At 73.0% G+C, this 18,404-nt stretch carries 12 protein-coding genes; 6 read left to right on the forward strand and 6 right to left on the reverse strand.

Annotated elements, in window-relative coordinates; all coding sequences use genetic code 11:
* Positions 1-4: 4 nt before the first annotated feature.
* On the reverse strand, positions 5-751 hold the full coding sequence (locus AB0G10_RS22440; RefSeq protein ID WP_360924743.1) for a M15 family metallopeptidase: 747 nt from the start codon (positions 749-751) through the stop codon (positions 5-7).
* 96 nt (positions 752-847) lie between these two features.
* Here AB0G10_RS22440 and AB0G10_RS22445 point away from each other — a divergent pair, with 96 nt between their 5' ends.
* A complete protein-coding gene (locus AB0G10_RS22445) occupies positions 848-2,008 on the forward strand; it encodes an FxsB family cyclophane-forming radical SAM/SPASM peptide maturase (RefSeq protein WP_360924746.1) in 1,161 nt (386 codons plus the stop codon).
* On the opposite strand, the gene AB0G10_RS22450 is transcribed toward AB0G10_RS22445, so the two are convergent.
* From AB0G10_RS22450 to AB0G10_RS22465, 4 genes are read right to left on the reverse strand one after another with little or no spacing between them, the layout of a single operon-like run.
* A complete protein-coding gene (locus tag AB0G10_RS22450) occupies positions 1,974-3,137 on the reverse strand; it encodes an AI-2E family transporter (protein WP_360924749.1) in 1,164 nt (387 codons plus the stop codon). The two genes, AB0G10_RS22445 and AB0G10_RS22450, sit on opposite strands and share 35 nt — an antisense overlap.
* Before the next feature lie 4 nt (positions 3,138-3,141).
* A complete protein-coding gene (locus tag AB0G10_RS22455) occupies positions 3,142-4,356 on the reverse strand; it encodes a polysaccharide biosynthesis protein (RefSeq protein ID WP_360924752.1) in 1,215 nt (404 codons plus the stop codon).
* A complete protein-coding gene (locus tag AB0G10_RS22460; RefSeq protein ID WP_360924755.1) occupies positions 4,353-5,138 on the reverse strand; it encodes a glycosyltransferase family 2 protein in 786 nt (261 codons plus the stop codon). Before AB0G10_RS22460 ends, AB0G10_RS22455 begins: the two co-directional genes overlap by 4 nt.
* Complete coding sequence (locus AB0G10_RS22465; RefSeq protein ID WP_360924758.1) at positions 5,135-6,337, reverse strand: nucleotide sugar dehydrogenase; 1,203 nt, start codon at positions 6,335-6,337, stop codon at positions 5,135-5,137. Before AB0G10_RS22465 ends, AB0G10_RS22460 begins: the two co-directional genes overlap by 4 nt.
* A gap of 136 nt (positions 6,338-6,473) precedes the next feature.
* Here AB0G10_RS22465 and AB0G10_RS22470 point away from each other — a divergent pair, with 136 nt between their 5' ends.
* The 3 genes from AB0G10_RS22470 to AB0G10_RS22480 are packed head-to-tail and all read left to right on the forward strand — an operon-like array spanning position 6,474 to position 10,394.
* The gene (locus tag AB0G10_RS22470) at positions 6,474-8,429 is read left to right on the forward strand and encodes a hypothetical protein (RefSeq protein WP_360924761.1); all 1,956 of its coding nucleotides are present in this window, start codon (positions 6,474-6,476) and stop codon (positions 8,427-8,429) included.
* 1 nt (position 8,430) lies between these two features.
* On the forward strand, positions 8,431-10,233 hold the full coding sequence (locus tag AB0G10_RS22475; RefSeq protein WP_360924764.1) for a hypothetical protein: 1,803 nt from the start codon (positions 8,431-8,433) through the stop codon (positions 10,231-10,233).
* Entirely contained in the window at positions 10,230-10,394 is a 165-nt protein-coding gene (locus AB0G10_RS22480; protein WP_360924767.1) for a hypothetical protein, read from the forward strand. The genes AB0G10_RS22475 and AB0G10_RS22480 overlap by 4 nt, the downstream gene beginning before the upstream one ends.
* Here the strand turns inward: AB0G10_RS22480 and AB0G10_RS22485 are convergent.
* Positions 10,379-11,563: a glycosyltransferase family 4 protein gene (locus AB0G10_RS22485; protein WP_360924770.1), complete on the reverse strand. Its 1,185-nt coding sequence runs from the start codon at positions 11,561-11,563 to the stop codon at positions 10,379-10,381. The genes AB0G10_RS22480 and AB0G10_RS22485 overlap by 16 nt on opposite strands.
* 104 nt (positions 11,564-11,667) lie before the next feature.
* Here AB0G10_RS22485 and AB0G10_RS22490 point away from each other — a divergent pair, with 104 nt between their 5' ends.
* A complete protein-coding gene (locus AB0G10_RS22490) occupies positions 11,668-13,431 on the forward strand; it encodes a substrate-binding domain-containing protein (RefSeq protein WP_360924773.1) in 1,764 nt (587 codons plus the stop codon).
* Positions 13,428-18,341 (forward strand): alpha-(1->3)-arabinofuranosyltransferase family protein, encoded by a 4,914-nt coding sequence (locus AB0G10_RS22495; RefSeq protein WP_360924776.1) that lies wholly within the window; start codon positions 13,428-13,430, stop codon positions 18,339-18,341. The genes AB0G10_RS22490 and AB0G10_RS22495 overlap by 4 nt, the downstream gene beginning before the upstream one ends.
* The last annotated feature ends 63 nt before the right edge of the window (positions 18,342-18,404 follow it).

Here is an 18,404-nt window from a genome sequence, read left to right on the forward strand (position 1 = left end):
GTCATCACAGGTTGGTGGTGCTGAAGTGCATGTAGTCCTTCAGCGACTTCCAGCGGCCGCCCCAAGCGAACCCCTCCGCGGTGAAGGCCTCCACCGCCCCTCCCTCGTGCACCATCCCCGGCCAGTAGCGCGTCCGATCCAGCCACCTCTCGGTGTTCGGCGGGTCCAGGTAGTCGCCTCGGATCATCGGGTTCTGGCGTGGGTTGACGTCGATGGCCCGCCCGTAGGAATGCTGCGACCACTTCCGGGTCCCGGCCACGAACCGGCACTCGTAGCCACTGGTCAGGACGGATCTGTCGGTCAGGCCGGGCATGTTCACCGACGCCGGCTGCATGACCATGATGGGGAATCGCCACTCGTAGAGCTGCCGGAACGCCCTCTGTGTGGCCGCCACCAGTGACCGATGCATGATCAGGCTGCCGTTGTGCACCCTGCCCTGGAAGTCGATGTACCGCACCCAGATCCGCCGCAGCGAGGCGGCCGGCACCGGGCAGTCGCGGCCCTCGAAGCCGTTCGCCTCCTTCTCGTCCACCGTTTCACTACGGGTGCGGAAGGCGGGGATCGGCGCCCGCGGTGACGCCAGCCGCAGCATCCCGTCCGGGCGCGGGTTCGAGTACGCCGGAAGCCCGTTCCACGTCCGCAGCGAGGCGGCGCTCACCGAATGCTGCGCGGCGATCGAGGGCAGGGTGTCGCCGGGCTGGACCACGTGGGCCGGAACGACCACGGCGAGAGCAACGAGGAGGGAAAGCACAATTCCCCAGCATCAACCCCAAATCGCCCAGCCAATACTACTCGCCGAAACAGTGACCTAGGTCACCAAATGGACACGGGACGTACCGTTGGAGGCATGCACCCCGGCTGGCCGTACCCGAAGCTCGACCTGGACCGGCTGAAAGCCGGCGGCTGGCGTCCCAGGCCCTTCCGCGAGTTCGTGCTGAAGGTGCACCAACGCTGCAATCTGGCCTGTACCTACTGCTACGTCTACGAATCGCCGGACCAGACCTGGCAGCAGCGTCCGCGGCTCATGGACGACGACGTGTGGCGCGCGGCCTCCGCGCGGATCGCGGAGCATGCCGCGGCGCACTCTCTCGATGAGGTACGCGTGGTGCTGCACGGCGGAGAGCCGCTGCTGGCCGGCGCCGGGCGTCTCGCGGAGCACGTGGCGGCGTTGCGCGCGCACCTTCCGGAGGGCACGACGGCGCGGGTCACCATGCAGACGAACGGCATCGGGCTGACCACGGGGGCGCTCGGTGAGCTGGCGCGGGCGGAGATCCGGGTCGGGGTGAGTGTGGATGGGACCGCCGCCGACCACGATCGGCACCGGGTGTTCCGCAACGGGCGGGGCAGTCACGCGGCCACCGCGAGGGCGTTGCGGTTGCTTCGCGAGACAGACCACCGCCATCTGTACGCCGGGCTGCTCTGCACGATCGACCCCACCACCGATCCGGTGTCGACCTACGAGGCGTTGGTGGCTCACGAACCCCCGGCCGTCGATCTGCTGCTGCCGCATGCGAACTGGCGGCAGCCCCCGCGGCACGACACCGCCCGCTGGCTGATCGCCGTGTTCGACGCCTGGTACGAGAATCCGCGTACCCGGATCCGGCTCTTCGACGACGTCATGAGCCTGCTGCTGGGTGGATCGTCGCGCTCCGAGCAGGTCGGGCTGAGCCCGGTCGTCGTCGCCGTGGTCGAGTCGGACGGCGAGATCGAGCAGGTGGACGCGTTGAAGAGCGCGTATCCGGGCGCCTGCGCGACCGGCCGCAACGTGCGCGACGACCCGTTCGACGCGGTGCTGGGGCATCCGGGGGTGGTGGCCCGGCAGATCGGCGTGGAGGCGCTCGCCGACGGCTGCCGGAGCTGCCCGGTGCACCGGGTCTGCGGCGGCGGGCACTACGCTCACCGCTACCGGCCCGGTGCCGGGTTCCGTCATCCGACCGTCTACTGCGCCGACATGAACCGGCTGATCCGGCACATCAGTGAGCGGCTGCGGGCCGATCTGCGCCGGTGACGAGCGGGTCCGCATCCTCCGAGGAGGCGGGGGAGGGCGGCGGATCGGCGCTCTGCACGGGCGGCGCCGGCTCGCTCAGCTGCTCCCGCAGGTAGTTCCAGATGACCGCGACGATGGCGGCGACCGGCACGGCCAGCAGCGCGCCGACGATCCCGTACAGGCTGCTGCCCAGCGTCACGGCGAGCAGCACGACGCCGGCGTGCAGGCCCAGGCCGCGGCTCTGCACCATCGGCTGGAAGACGTTCCCCTCCAGCTGCTGCACCGCCACGATGATGGCGAGCACGATGAGCGCGTCGGTCCAGCCGTTCGAGACGAGCGCGATGAGCACGGCCACGAATCCGGCGAAGAGCGCGCCGACGATCGGCACGAACGCCGAGACGAAGGTGAGCACGGCGAGCGGCAGGACCAGCGGCACGCCGACGATCCACAGGCCGATGCCGATGAAGACGGCGTCGAGCAGGCCGACGAACGCCTGCGAGCGGACGAACGAGCCGAGCGTGCTCCAGCTGCGGCCGGCGATCGCCGGGACGTCGGTGGCGAGCCGGCCGGGCAGCTGGCGGGAGAGCCACGGCAGGAAGCGCGGCCCGTCCTTCAGGAAGAAGAACATCAGGAACAGCGCCAGCACCGTGGTGACCAGGCCGTCCACCACCGTGTTCACGCCGGTGAGGGTGGCCGTCGCGATGCTGCCGATGCTGTCCTGGATCCGGTCGATAGCGGTGCTGAGCGCCGAGTCGACCTGGTCGTCGCCGATGTTCAGCGGCGGGCCGGCAGCCCAGTCCCGGACCGTCTGGATGCCGTCGGCCACCCCGGTCGCGAGCTTGCCCGACTCGGAGGCGACCGGGACGATGATGCCGACCAGCGTGCCGGCCGCGATCAGCAGGAACAGGACGGTGACGAGCGAGGCGGCCAGTGCCGGCGGCCACTTGTGCTTGCGCAGGAAGCGGACCGGCGGCCAGGTCAGGGTCGTCAGCAGCAGGGCGACGACGAGCGGCCAGACGATCGACCAGGCGCTGCCGATCAGCCGCAGGACTACCCAGGTCATCAGCAGCACGACCAGCACCTGCAACGAGATGAAGGCGGACGTGCGCAAAGCGTGGCGCGACTTACCGGCGCTCAGAGTGGGGCCCATGTGATCACCCTAAGGAACGGCGACCACCCGCGCTCGTCCGAATCCACACCTTACTTACTACGGTTGCTGCGGCCGTGCCGGCGAGCGCGAGCAGGGCCGCGCCCAGCGCGCACCACATGATCGCGGTGAAGGTGTGCGGGACGATCCACTCGGCGGTGACCACGAGCAGCACGGTGGCCGCCCAGAGCGGCGCCGACGGCCACCGGGCGCCCGCCGCGACCTGGGCGTTGACGAGCACGAACACCAGCGCGTAGCAGGCGCCGGTCGCGGCGAAGACCGGCGCGTACCCGGCCAGCGACACGTAGTCCGGCCCGCCGGCCAGCCGGAACGCGAGCTCGCCGGCGACCGCGGAGGCCAGGATCAGCACGGCGCCGCAGCCGGCCACGAGGGCGGCCGCGACGGTCAGCGCCCGGCGGCTGCCCTGGGCGAGCCGGGGCAGGGCGAGGACGGTGACGACCTGCGGGGCCCAGAGCGCGCCCTTGGTCAGCACGGTGCCGACGGCGTACGCGCCGGAGTCGGCGGCCGGGAGCAGGTGGCGGGCCAGGATCAGGTCGGCGTACGAGACGATGAGCATGGCGAGGGTGGCCGAGCAGGCCGTGACGATCTGCCGCGCGGTGATCCGGGGGCCGTCGTGCGCGGCCGGCCGGCGGGCCAGCAGCGCGAGCGCCGGCGGGATCAGCAGCGAGCCGAGCGCGCCGATCAGCATCGAACCGGTCAGCCCGGCGCCGAGCAGCAGGCCCGCGATCAGCCCGCCGTACCTCCCGGCCGCGAGCACCGTCATGCCGGCGGCGAGCCGGAGGAAGCGCCCGGCGCCCTGCAGTTCGCCGAGCCGGCGGCCGGCCGCCACGACCGTGAAGGTCTGCACGGCCAGCAGCAGCACCACGGCGAGCGGCAGGTCGAGCAGCGGGCCGGCGATCGGGGCGAGCAGCACGACCACGCCGGCGCAGAGGGCCGCCGTGAGCAGGCCGGCGCGTCCGGCCGCCGCTTCGGGATGGCGGGCGCGGTGCACCGCCACGGCGATCTGGAGCCCGGTGCCGGGAACGCTCGCGATCGCGGCGATCGCGAGCACGGTGGCGAGCGCGCCGAGATCGGCGGCGTCCAGGCCGCGGGCGCCGATGACGGGTACGAGGTAGCCCAGCGCGCTGGTCAGCGCGCCGGCGACGGCCACCGCCGCGCCGGATATGCCGATCTGCCGGCCGGACGCGGCTCGTACGGTCACGCCGGTGTGCCCTCCCGATCGCCGGCCGGCGCCGCCTCCGCGTCCTGGAGGGATCGCCAGCGCGCGGCCAGCTCCTCGATGGTGAGCCGCCGGCCGAACGCGAAGAAGTACCACTTCAGGTAGCTCGGCAGGAACCGGCCCACGTCGAAGTGTGACTCGCCGAGCTGCCGGTCGAGCCAGATCGTCGGGATCTCGGCGACCATCCGGCCGGTGCGCGCGGCCTTCGCGGTCAGCTCGATGCCGATCTCGAAGCCGGTCCGGGACTCGATGCCGACCTCGCGGACGAACGCGGTGTCGTACGCCTTGAAGCTGTTCGTGGCGTCGCGGGTGCCGACCCGGGCGAACGCGTGCAGGGTGCGCCCGGCCCACCGGGACGCCAGCCGCTTGAAGCGCGGGCCGCCGACCTGCTGGCCGCCCGGCATGTACCGGGACGCCGCCGCGACCACCACGCCCCGGTCGACCAGCCGGGCCAGCTCGTCGATCTGCTGCGGGTCGTCGCAGCCGTCGGCCATCGTCACGACGGCGACCGGCGCGGTCGCCGCGTCGATGCCGAACCGGATCGCGTTGGCCGGCCCCCGCCCGTACGTGTTGAGCACGGTGCGGACGCGGGGGTCGTGCCGGGCCACCTCGTGCACGTACGGCACCGTGGTGTCCTCCGGCATGTCGTGCACGACCAGGACCTCGGCCGGCAGCAGCACGTCGCGCAGGATCCGCTCGAGGTGCCGGACGACGCCCTCGCCCTCGTTGTAGACCGGGATGACGACGGTGACCCGCGGGCTCATACCTTCACTCCCTGGCCGGTGAGGCCCCACATGTCGATCACGGGCTTGTCGGTGACGAGTTCCCGGTATTCGGCGTGCGGCGACGCGATCACCAGCACGTCGGCCCTCGCCAGCACCTCGTCGAGCGGGAGGAACCGGTCGTCGCGGATGTGCGGGTCGGTGCAGATCGCCTCGCGCGCCTTGATCGTGAGGAGTTTCCGCAGCTTGTAGGCGAGGCTGTCGCGCGGGTCGTCGCTGCCGCCCTTGAACGCCATGCCGAGGACGCCGACGGTGAGGTCGGCGAGCGGGAACCGCTCCTCGAGCCGGGACACCAGGTAGAGCGGGAGGCCCTCGTTGATCAGCATGGCCGAGTGGCCGAGGACGAAGTTGTTCCCGTTGAACGCGGCCAGCTGCATGGTGTCCTTGAGCAGGCACGGCCCGGCCGCGAAGCCGGGCATCGGCAGGTCGGCGGCGCGCGGGTAGTCGGTGGTGACCGCGTGCCGGATCCGCTCGTAGTCGAGCCCGAAGTCGTTCGCCATCATCCAGAACTGGTTGGCCGCCGCGAACTTGAGGTATCGCCAGGTGTTGGTGAACAGCTTGGCGAGCTCGGCCTCCTCCGGCTCCAGCCGGATGATCGAGCCGGTCAGGGTGCGGAACAGCTTCTCGGCCCGGTCGCCGGCCTCCGTCGTGCGCGCCGCGACCATCTGCGGCAGCGTGAAGAGCTCGGTCATCGCCCTGCCCTCGGCGATCCGCTCCGGGCAGAACGCCACGTCGACGTCGAGGCCCCAGCCGGCCAGCAGCTTCTCGGTGAGCGCCGTGACGCCCGGGTAGACGGTGCTGCGCAGCACCACGAGCTGGCCGTCGCGCATGTGCGGTACACCGCGCTCGATGGCCCGGGGCACCGCGCCGAGGTCGGGGTTGAGGTGCTCGTCGACCGGGGTGCCGACCACCACGACCAGGGCGTCGGCGAGCCCGACGCTCTCCGGGGCGGTGCTGGCCCGCAGCCGGCCGGCGGCGATCGCCTCGGCGAGCGGCTCGGCCGCGCCCTCCTCGGCGAACGGCAGGGTCCCGGCGTTGACCAGGTCGACCGCGGCCGGGTTGATGTCGTAGAGGAGGACGGAGAGCCCGCGTGACGCCAGCGCGATGCCCAGCGGCAACCCGACCCGGCCGCAGCCGCCCACCACGCAGACGTCGACCGCCGCGTTCCCTGCCGTTGTCATCGATCCCTCACCATCGAACCGGGTGTCGTAGACCGCGTAGGTTACTGGCGAGAAACATTCAGGTCCAGTGCCGGAGCCGCACGTTGAAGGATGCTGCGGACTACGGAAACCACACGCGTTGTGGCACCCTGCTGTCGTGCCCAAGGCTCCAGACCCCGTGGCGTCCCCCGCGGACCGCCGTCCGCCCCGGACCGGTGACGCCGACGTCATCACCGCCGTCGCCATCGTGCTCATCATCGTCAGCGTCACCGCGCGGGCGCTCATCGCCCGCCGCGGATACCTGTCGTACGACGACTTCCCGCTGATCTCGATGGCGGAGCTGAAGCCGCTCGGCCCGGACTACCTGTTCGGCCTCTTCAACAACCACCTCATGCCGGCCGGGCACCTGGTCACCTGGCTCACGAACGAGCTCGGCGGGTTCAGCTACGGGCCGTACCTCGCCCTGCTCGTGGCCGGCCAGGCGCTGGTGGCGATCACGTTCTACCGGCTGCTGCGGCTCATGCTCGCCCCCGGCTGGCTGCTGATCGTCCCGCTCGCGATCTTCCTGTTCAGCCCGCTCACGCTGGAGGCGAGCTCGTGGTGGGCGGTCGGCGTGAACATGCTGCCGATGCAGCTCGCCATGATCCTGGCGGTCGGCGCGCAGGTGAAGTACATCCGTACGCGGCGCCGGCTGCACCTGGTCACGCTCGGCCTGTCGATCCTGCTCGGCCTGCTCTTCTTCGAGAAGGCGATCCTCGCGGTCGCGCTGGTCTTCCTGGTGACGCTCTTCCTGTACGCGCCGGGCGGCCCGATCACGGCGGTCGTCCAGACGATCCGCCGCTGGTGGCCGTCGTGGGCCGTGCTGACCGGCATCTCGCTGGTGTTCCTGGCGTTCTACCTGTCCCGCTCGACGTCCTCGCTGCGCCGGCCGTCCTCGGTCGACGAGGTGATCACCTTCGTGGTGCAGATGTTCGGGCACACCCTGCTGCCGGGCATGGCCGGCGGCCCGTGGGCGTGGCTCGGCGCCGGTGACGGCGCCCCGATCACGGCGCCCAGCCCGGTGGCCCGGTGGATCGCCCTGGTCGTGGTGCTGGCGTTCGTGGCGTTCACGGTCTGGCAGCGTGGATGGGCCGCGGCGCGGGCCTGGTTCCTGCTGCTCTCGTACGCCGCGATCGTGGCCGGGCTGCTCGGCGCCACCCGGCTCGGCTCGATCTACAGCGGCGTGGCCGGAGCGGTGCCGCGCTACCTCGCCGACGTGGCGGTGGTCGTGGCGATCGCGGCCGGCGCGGCCCTGTGCGGGCTGCGGGCGGTCGAGGCCGTGACGGAGAGCGGTCCGCGGACCGCCGGCGCCGCGACGGCAAGCGGGCCGCGGACCGCCGGCGCCGTGACGGAGAGCGGGCCGCGGACCGCCGGCGCCGCTGCGGGGAGCGGTCCGGCCGCGCCGCGGACCGTCATCCCGCGCCGGATCGCCTCGCCGGTGCTGGCGGCCGGGATCGCGCTGTTCGTGGCGAGCGCCGCCGTCAGCACGATCGGCTTCGGCGACGCCTGGGCGGTCAAGCAGGGCCGGGACTACCTCGCGAACGCGCGCGCCGGGCTCGAGGCCGCCCCGGCCGGCACGGTCTTCATGGACCAGGCCGTCCCGGAGGGCGTGGTCGGCCGGCTGTCCGGGCCGTACAACATGCAGTCCCGGTTCTTCGCGCCGATGGAGGACGGCCCGGACTTCGTGACGAAGGCGCGGGAGCTCTCGGTCTTCGACGAGGAGGGGCACGTCCGCCCGGCCTGGGTGCGCGGTCCCCGGTCGCTGCCCGGCCCGCGGTCGGGCTGCGGGTACCAGCTCGCCGGTTCGAAGGTTCGGATCACGATGGAGGGGTCCGTGCCGGACTATTGGCACGTGCTGCGTATCGCCTATCTCGCCAGAAGCGACACCTCGGGCATGGCCCGGCTCGGCAACGGCATCGCGGTCCCGTTCGACGTGCACCAGGGGCTCAACGCGGTCTTCCTGCTCGTGAACGGCGGCGGCTCGACGGTGGAGCTCACGGTCGCCGACCGGAACGCCTCGGTCTGCACCGACGAGGTGCTGGTCGGCGACATCGTCCCGGCGCCGGCCGGATAGTGTGCCGGCGCTTCTGAGGAGGCTCGGGCCGCGCGCGGTCGCGGCCGGGATCACCGCGGTGGTGCTGGCGCCGCTGGCACTGCCCGGCTACGTGCTGCGCTACGACATGGTCTTCGTGCCGCGGCAGCCGCTGAGCTGGGAGATGATCGCCCCGGCCGACGCGCTGCCGCGGGCCGTGCCGCTCGACGCGGTGGTGTCGCTCGCGAACCTGGCCGTGCCGGGCTGGCTGCTCCAGCGGGTGGCGCTGGTGGCGCTGGTCTACCTGGCCGCGCTCGGCGCCGCCCGGCTGGTGCCGGGCGACAGGCTGCTCACCCGGGTGGTCGCCGCCTTCGCGTACGCCTGGACGCCGTTCCTGGCCGAGCGGTTGCTGCTGGGTCAGTGGGCGCTGCTTCTCGCGTACGGAACCCTGCCCTGGCTCGTGCTGGCGGCGCGCGACCTGCGCGCCGGCCGGCGCGGCGCCCTGCCCCGGCTGGTCCTCGCGGCCGCCCCCGCGGCCCTCACCCCGACCGGCGGCCTGATCGCCCTGGCCACCGCCGCGGTGATGCTGCTGCCGCCGCCCCGCGTCCGGAGCCCCCGCAGGCCGCGGACGGACGCGCCGGACGCCGGCCCGCCCGGAGCCGGCGCTGTGGGAGCCGGCGCACCGCGGCTCCGGACCACGGCGCTGGCGCTCGGGGCGGTGGTCTCGCTCAACCTGCCGTGGATCGTGGCCTCGCTGGCGAGCGCCGCCGGGGGGAGCTCGGACCCGGAGGGGGTGGCGCAGTTCGCGGCGCGGGCCGAGAACTGGGCCGGCACGCTGATGTCGCTGCTCGGCACCGGCGGCGTCTGGAACGCGCAGACCGTGCCCGGCAGCCGCACCTCGGCCCTGGCGCCGCTGGTCACGCTGCTGCTCCTGGCCGCGGCCGCGTTCGGCTGGCGGGAGCTGTGGCGGCTCTGGCGCGGCGACGCGGTACGCCTCTTCGTGCTGGCCGGCGGCGGGTTCGTGCTCGCCGCGGCGGGCGCCACCCCGGCGGCCGGCCTGCTGCGCTGGCTCGTCGTGACCGTGCCGGGCGCCGGCCTGCTCCGCGACGGGCAGAAGTTCCTCATCCCGTACGCATTGGTCCTGGCTCTGGGATTCGCCCTCGGCGCCGAGCGGATCGCCGACCGGCTGGCCCGCCGATTCGAGCCGAACGCCGGGCGGGTGCTGCTGATCAGCGCGCTGCTGCTGCCCGTCGTGGCGATGCCCGATCTGGCGTTCGGCGCGGGCGGGGCGCTGAAGCCGGTGCGCTACCCGGCGGACTGGGACGCGGTGGCGGCCAGAGTGGACGCCGCCCCCGGCGAGGTGCTGTCGCTGCCGTTCGAGGGCTACCAGCGCTACGCCTGGGCCGGCGGGGTGGTGGTCCGCGATCCGGCGCCGCGCTACCTGGACGCCCCGGTGCTCATGAACGACGCCCTGCGGGTGGGCCGGGTGACGGTCGACGGGGAGAGCCCGCGCGCCGCACGGGTCCAGGAGCTGCTCGACGCGGGCCGGCCGGTCGCCGAGATGGGCACGCGATGGGTGCTCGTCCGGACCGGGCTCGCCGGGACGCTGCCGCCCGCGACGCTCGACGGACTGCGTCTCGAATACGACGGCCGGTATCTCCAACTCTGGGGGAATCCGGCCGCTCCGGACGCCCTCAGGGAGTCCTCGGTCGCACGCCGAATCCCTGCCCTGGCTGCGCATCTGTTCGCCGGGGCAGTGGTGATCTTCGCTTGGTTTTGCCTCCTGCGGGTACGTCGTGGATCGTGGTACGGTCCGCGCAACCATGAGTCCGGGGAGGAAGAATGATCGTCAAGTTGGCCACGTTCCTCATCGCGGCCCTGGCCGGGGGAGCCCTCGGTGGGGTCGGCGTGGCTGCCACTCTGGGGGCGGTGAGCCCGTCCGCAGACCACGTCGCCAGCGAGACGGACAACGCCAACCCGGCAGAGGCCATCTACGGCGCGCGCTGATCCGTCAGCTCCGGTTGCCCGGCTTCCAGCCGGCCCGCGATCACCTGGGAGAACGCTTCTCCGGCCTTCTCCCAGGTGAACCGCTGAGCGTGCGTCGCGGCGTTGGCACCCATCGCGGTGCGGCGGCCCGCGTCCAGCAGTAGCGACCGCACCGCCTTGAAGAACTCGTACTCGTCGGCCACCAGCACCCCGGTCTCCCCGTCGGACATCGCGTCGGCGACGCCTCCCGCGGAGCGGAAAGCGACCGAGGGCGTGCCCCGCGCGCCGGCCTCCACGATGGTGAGCCCCCAGCCCTCCTTGAGCGAGGGCTGCAGCAGCAGCCACGAGCTGCCGAGCAGCTCGTGCTTGCGCTCCTCGGTGACGAAGCCGGTGAAGTGCACCCGGTCGTTGATGCAGAGGTCGTCCGCGAGCGTGCGCAGCGGCTCGTCCCACCAGCCCTGACCGGCCACCGTGAGCTGCAGGTCGGGCATCTCGGTGGCGAGCAGGGCGGTGGCGCGCAGCGCGTACTCGACCCGCTTGTGCGGGACCAGACGTCCGAGGACCACGAGACTCGGGTACGGGGTGCGCGCCACCGGCCCGCCGCAGGCCTCCGGGGTCCCGTTGTGCACGATGGAGATCCGCCGGGGGTCGACGCCGAGGCCGGCCAGCTCGTTGCGGCTCGTCTCGGAGACGGTGACGTACCGGCAGTCGCGGTAGACGCGGACGGCCAGCACCGACTCGATCCACCAGCCGATCCGGGCGACGCGTGGGCCGAAGACCACCGGCCACTGCTCCCGGTGCACGTGGTGCACCAGGGCGATGACCGGCCGGCGCCGCACGTAGAGCCGGCTGAGGAACGGCATGCCGTTGCAGACGTCCACGACCACGTCGGGACGGCCGAGGCCGCGGCGGGACAGGGGGCCGAACCCGAGGACGCCGAGCAGGTAGACGAGAGCGGCACGGAGGTAGACCGTGTGCCGCCCGCCGCGCCGTAGAATCCGGACGCCGTCGGCGTTCGTCTCCTCGGCAGGCGCGGTTCCGTACGCCTGGCACAGAATCGTTACGCAATTACCTTTGTCGATGAGTTCGGCGGCCACCCGTTCCAGGTAGACCTCGGACCCACCGCCCTCGGGATGGCCGGTGTCCCGCCAGTTCAGGAACAGCACGTGAGCACCACGGACACGCGTCATGGTCTACTCTGCCACCCTTACTAGCGAGTACGATTCGCGATCGCGTCACACTAGGGCAGCCCTGCGGAAGACCGCAACGCCTGCGTAACAACGGGAGGGTATGGGTGTCCGATGGCAGCCTCCGGGCGCGCCCGGAGTTCTGGCCGGTCTCCTTGCTGAGCATCACGCTGATAGTGGTGCTGGCGGGATGGAGCGGCGCCACCTATCTCGACCGGACCCGGAACGAGAGCGGTTGCGCCGAGCGGACCACGTTGCGGGTCGCCGCGGCGCCGAGCATCGTGCCGCCGGTACGGGAGATCGCGGCCCAGGTCGCGGGTCGTCAGCAGTGCCTCGACATCCTGGTCGAGGGCCGGGAGTCGGCGGACGTGCTGCGGGCGCTGGCCCGGACCGCCCCGGACTCGGGGGCGAGTGCTTCCCCCGTACCCTCGTCGTCCCGGGCGAAGCGGAGCGAGCCGGCTCAGGCCAGCGGCTCGGCAGGCGGCGAGCCGGCGAGCGCGACCACCACCTCCGCTGCCGACGCGCCGGACGTCTGGCTGCCCGAATCCACGCTGTGGCTGCGCCGCGCCCGGGCCACCGGAGCGTTCACCGTCCCGGCCGAGGGCGTCTCGGTGGCCAGCACGCCGATCGTGCTCGCGCTCGCCGAGAAGTCCGCCGACCGGCTCGCGAAGGACGACGTCGCGCTGACCTGGCCGAAGCTGGTCGGCGCCACGAAGCTGCCGATGCCGGTGGTGCTGCCCGACCCGGCGACCAGCCCGATCGGCTTCGGCGCGCTGGTCGGCATCCGGAAGCTCGCCGGATCGAAGGCGGCCGGCACCGCGGCGATCATGCGGCGGCTGTCCCCGGACACCGCCTCGGTCGCGACCGAGATCGTGCCCGACCCGACCGGGCCCGGCAAGGACGAGGAGGCCGTGGTCAGCACCGAGCACCAGGTCCTGCAGGCCGCGGCCGACGGCCGGCGTCAGGTGGCGGTCTACCCGCAGGCGGCGGCGCCCGGCCCGGACTACCCGTTCGCCGTGCTGACCGCGGAGAGCGAGGCCCGCACCATGTCGACGACGCTGCTGCGGGCGCTGCTCGCGAAGGACGGCGTCCAGGCGGTGACCGGGCACGGCCTGCGCACCCCGGACGGCAGCGCGCCGGCCGGCGTCCCGGCCGCCACGAAGGTGCGGACCACTACCTACGAGCCGGCCGCACTGCCCTCCGAACCGGACGCCGAGGACCTGCTCAACGCGTGGGGCGGCGTGCACATCAGCGCCCGGATGCTCGCCGTCTTCGACGTGTCCGGTTCGATGGAGTCGGCCGTGCCGGGCTCCTCGGACACCCGGATGTCGGCGACGATCAAGGCGGCGCAGGACGGCGCGAAGCTGCTGCTGCCCACCACCGAGCTGGGCGTCTGGGAGTTCTCCACCGACCTGGTCGGCAAGCGGGACTACCGCGAGGTCGTGCCGGTCGGCCCGCTCGGCCCGCGCCGCGACGAGATCTTCAGCGCGGTGGGCCGGATGAAGGCGAAGCCGAACGGCCAGACCGGGCTCTACGACACGACACTCGCGGCCTACCGGGACGCCACCCGGAACTGGACGCCCGGCCGGATCAACATGGTGCTGATCCTGACCGACGGCACCGACGACAACGCCAGCGGGACGAGCCGGGCCAAGCTGCTCGCCGAGCTGGCCGACATGTACGACCGCAAGCGCCCGGTGCCGATCCTGTTCATCGGCGTCGGCCCGGAGATCGACCCGGCCGAGCTGAACGCGATCGCGAAGGCCACCGGCGGCCAGGTCGCGCTCACCGACAAGCCGTCCGGCATCCGACAGATCTTCTACACCGCCCTCGCCGAATTCAGCTGCCTGCCACCGGAGTGCCGCCGATGACCGCCGTCCTCCGCCCCCACAAGCGTCCAGGCCTCGTCGCCCTCGGCGCGTTCCTGCTGGTGGTGGCCGCCTTCATCCAGCGGCCCGGCAAGACCACGTTCGACACGAAGCTCGACCTCGCGGAGAACCCGATCGGGTTCATGGCCCGCGCCCTGCACCTGTGGAACCCGTGGTCCACCTCGGGCGAGCTGCAGCAGCAGGCGTACGGCTACCTGTTCCCGATGGGCCCGTTCTTCGCGGCCGGCGACCTGCTCGGCATCCCGCCGTGGATCACCCAGCGGCTCTGGACGGCGACGCTGTTCCTGGCCGCGTACTTCGGCGTGCTGCTGCTGGCCCGCGCCATGCGGATCGGCACCGACACCGGCCGGGTGGTGGGCGCCCTCGCGTACGCCCTCGCGCCGCGCATGCTCACCGAGATCGGCCCGCTCTCCTCGGAGATGCTGCCGGTCGTCGTGGTGCCGTGGGTGATGCTGCCGCTGGTCACGGTGAACCGGATCGGCTCGCCGCGCCGGGCCGCCGCGCTCTCCGCGTTCGCGGTCTGCTTCATGGGCGGCATCAACGCGGCCGCCGTGGTGATGGCCCTGGTGCTGCCCGGCCTCTGGCTGGTCACCCGCCGCTGGGACCGGCAGCTCGCCACGCTGATCGCCTGGTGGTCCGGGTTCGTGCTGCTGGCGACCCTGTGGTGGATCATCCCGCTGCTGCTGTTCGGCCAGTACAGCCTGCCGTTCCTCGACTTCATCGAGTCCTCGGCGACCACCACCGCCGTCAACTCGCTCTTCCAGGCGGTCCGCGGCACCAACCAGTGGGTCGGCTACATCGTCCAGGGTGAACCCTGGTGGCCGGCCGGCTGGACCCTGATCGACAACCCGGCGCTGATGGCGCTCACCGCGCTGGTGGCCGCCCTCGGCCTGGTCGGGCTCTCGCTGCGCGGGCTGCCGGAGAAGCGGTTCCTCGTCCTCGCGGCGCTGACCGGCCTGACCCTGCTCACCGTCGGCTACGTCGGCACCCTGGACAGCCCGTTCGCGCCGCTGGTCCGGGACCTGCTCGACGGGCCGCTCGCGCCGCTGCGCAACGTGCACAAGTTCGAGCCGATCCTGCGGCTGCCGGTGGCGATCGGGCTGGCGTACCTGGCGAGCCGGGCGCCGTCCTGGCGCCGGATCCCGGTCCGGCTCCGCCTCCCGGCCGCGCCGGTGGTCGCCGCACTGGTGATCGCCGCCGCCGCGCCGGCCTGGATGCTGCTGCTGCGACCCGGCCCCGGCTGGTCCTCGATCCCGTCCTACTGGAGCCAGGCCACCACCTGGCTCAGCGACCAGGGCGCCCGGGACCGCACGCTCGTCGTCCCCGGCTCCGGCTTCTCGCAGAACACCTGGGGGCGGACCGTCGACGAGCCGACCCAGCCGCTGGCCGGCGCGCCGTGGTCGACCCGCAACCAGATCCCGCTCGGCTCGGAGGGCAACACCCGGGTCATGGACGCCGTCGAGGCGGTCCTGGCCCAGGGCCGGGGCTCGGCGGCGCTCGCCGACTTCCTGGCCCGCTCCGGCTACACGTACCTGCTGGTCCGGAACGACCTGGACCGGTCGGCGGCCGGCGCGCCACCGATCACCGTGGTGCGTCACGCGATCCTCAACTCGCCCGGCCTCAGCGCCGCCGCCGAGTTCGGCCCGCGGGTCGGCGCCGGTGGCCCCGGCGCCAGCCCGGTCGACGCCGGCGTCGAGGTGCCGGCGATCGAGATCTTCAAGGTGGACCGTGAGGTCCCGCTGGCGTCGGCGACCGCGACGGCCGGGGTCCCGGTGGTCAGCGGCGGGCCGGAGTCGCTGCTCGGCGTGCTCGAACAGGGTCTTCTCGATCCGGGCCAGCCCGCCGTGCTCGCCGGTGACCAGGACGGCGACCTCGCGCTCGCGGAGGCGGCGGGCCGGCCGATCGTCACCGACGGCCTGCGGCGGCGCGAGCTGAACATCGGCCGGGTCCGGGACAACACCAGCCAGACGCTCACCGGCGACGAGGAGACGCGGCAGGGCCGGGTCCGCAGCGACCTGATCCCGTTCGACGCGGACGGCCACCAGACCGTCGCGGCCTACCAGGGCATCCGGTCCGTCGAGGCGTCCAGCAGCGCCAGCTTCGCCGACTCGGTCGGCTCGACCGACCCGTCCGCCATGCCGTTCGCGGCGCTGGACGGGGACTCCTCGACGGCGTGGCGCTCGGACCCCTATCAGGCCGGGTACGGCCAGTGGATCGAGGTGCAGCTGGAGACGGCGCAGCGGATCACCGAGGTGACCGTCGACTTCTCGCAGGACCTGCGGGTCGCGTCGCCGGTCTCCTACGTCCGGATCACGACCGATCAGGGCATCGTGGACCGCCCGGTGCCGTCCACCGCCGGCGCGCACACCCTCACCACCCTTCCCGGGCTCACGACCAGCGTCCGGATCACCCTTCTGGGGCTGCGGGAGGGGTACGAGGGAAGCGTCGCCCTGCGGGAGCTCGGCATCCCCGGTGTGCGGGCCGAGCGGGCGCTGCGGGTGCCGGACGACCTCGGTGGTTCCACCGCTCCGGCGTACGTCTTCGAGCGCGCCACCCAGGACCGGGGCTCGTGCTTCGCGGCCGGCGCGTCGATCCGGTGCGACCAGTTCCTGGCCCGGGCCGGCGAGGAGCCGCTCGGCGTGGACCGGATCTTCGCGACGCCGGTGGACGCCACCTACGACCTGAGGCTGACCGCCCTGCCGCGCCCCGGTGGCACCCTGCCGCTGGACCGGAAGGTGGACGCCTCCGCGACGAGCGTGCTGACCGGCGACGTCGCCGTCGGCGCGCACGCGGCGGTGGACGGCGACCCGGCGACCGCCTGGCTGGCCGAGCCCACCGACGCGACGCCGACGCTGACGCTGTCCTGGGATGCGAACCGGAGGATCGACAGGCTCCGGCTGGTGCCCGCGACGTCCCCGACGGCCGCGCAGCCGACCCGGGTCCTGGTGCGCTCCGGTGACACCGAGATCGTCACCGAGGTCGCGGCGGACGGCTGGGTGCGATTCAAGGCGATCACCACGAAGAAGCTGGAGATCGCGATCCTCGGGACCACCACGGTGGCCGCCGACGACCGGGGCGACTGGCTCGCGCCGGCCGGCGTCGCCGAGGTCGAGGTCCCGGCGCTGAAGGACCTGATCACCCCGGTCTCGGACGCCACGAAGCTGGTCGCCTCCTGCGGCACCGGGCCGGACGTCACGCTGGACGGGGTCACCTATCCGACCTCGGTGTCCGGCACTCTCGGCGACGTCCGCGCCGGGCGCCGGCTGCCGGTCCGGGTCTGCGACGACTTCGCGAGCCAGAACGTGCAGCTCACGGCCGGTGAGCACCGGCTGTTCACGCAGCCCTCGCCGTCCTATCTGATCGAGTCGGCCGCCCTGGTCGGGGACGGCTTCACGGCCGCCCCGGCCGTCACCCGGCGGACCGTCGCGGTCGAGAAGTGGGACGCCACCGACCGGCAGGTCACCGTCGGCGCGGGCGCCGAGTCGCTGCTCGTCGTCGCCGAGAACCGCAACGCCGGCTGGACCGCCACCCTGGACGGCCGGGAGCTGCGGGCGGTCCGGGTGGACGGCTGGCAGCAGGCGTTCGTGGTCCCGGCCGGCGCCGGGGGCGCGGTGACCCTGCGGTTCACGCCGGACGACCCGTACCGGACCGGTCTCGCGGCCGGCGCCGCGTGCGTCCTCGTGGTGCTGCTGTTCGCGCTCGCCCCGGCACGCCGCCGGGCCGTGCCGGTCACCCGCCCGCTCGCCCGCGTCTACCGCGCGGTTCCCGGCGGCGAGTGGTGGATGCTCGCGCCGCTGATGGTCCTCGCCGTCGCGATCGGGGGTGCGGCCGGCGCCGTGTTCCTGCTCTGCGGCCTGATCGGCCGGCAGATCTGGCCGCGGCTGCTGCCCTGGGTCGCCTTCGGCGCGGCCTTCGCGGGCCTGGCCGTCGCGGTGGCCGGGCGGCTGAGCGGGCACGGGCAGGCCTGGGCGTACGATGCCGCGGTCCAGCTCGCGATGCTGGCCGCCATCTGCGCCGTCGCGGCGACGGCCGCACCCACTTCGAGCCGGCGGGACCCCGATCCGGCGCCGGTCGACGAGGAGATGACGGTGGATCCGCACAGGGCCACGCTGGGCCGGTCGGTCGCCCTGTTCCAGGCGTTCCGGGTCGAGCAGACCGATCCCGACCGGTTCTACTCGGAGCTGGCCGTCGACTCGGTACGCCAGCTGCGCTCCTACGCCGACCTGGACGGCGCCGTGGTGCTCGACGTCGGCGGCGGCCCCGGCTACTTCTCGTCGGAGTTCCGCAAGGCCGGCGCCGCGTACGTCGGGCTGGACCCGGCCGTCGGCGACTTCGCGGCGGCCGGCGCCGAGGTGGGCGGCATGATCCGGGGGAGTGGCACGGCGCTGCCGGTGCGTACCGGCTCGGTGGACGTCGCCTACTCGTCCAACGTGCTCGAGCACGTGTCCGACCCGGAGGCGCTGCTCGACGAGCTGGTGCGGGTCACCAGGCCGGGCGGGACCGTGTACGTGTCGTACACGCCCTGGCTGTCGCCGCACGGCGGGCACGAGACCGGGCCGTGGCACCTGCTCGGCGGCGAGCGGGCCCGGCGCCGCTATGTCCGGAAGTTCGGCAAGGAGCCGAAGAACCGCTATATGGAGAGCCTGTTCCCGATCAGCGCGGCCCGGACCATGCGCTGGGCGCGCAAGGCCCGCCGGGCCGGCGAGGTGACGGTGGTCGATGTGCTGCCGCGGTACCACCCGAGCTGGGCGCAGTGGGTGGCCCGCGTCCCCGTGCTGCGGGAGCTGGCCACATGGAACTTCACCGTTGTCCTGCGGCGCACCGGGGAACCGGAATTCGCTGACCGTCAGGAAGATCTGGCCGGGGTCTCGCGCACCGATGTGACTCAGTAGTAACCTTCCGCAATCCGGCAAGCAGAAACGCCTGCCGAAACCCGCTTTTTACCTCGTGGAGGC

Origin of the sequence: Actinoplanes sp. NPDC023714, assembly GCF_040639855.1 — a bacterium.
GTDB lineage: Bacteria > Actinomycetota > Actinomycetes > Mycobacteriales > Micromonosporaceae > Actinoplanes.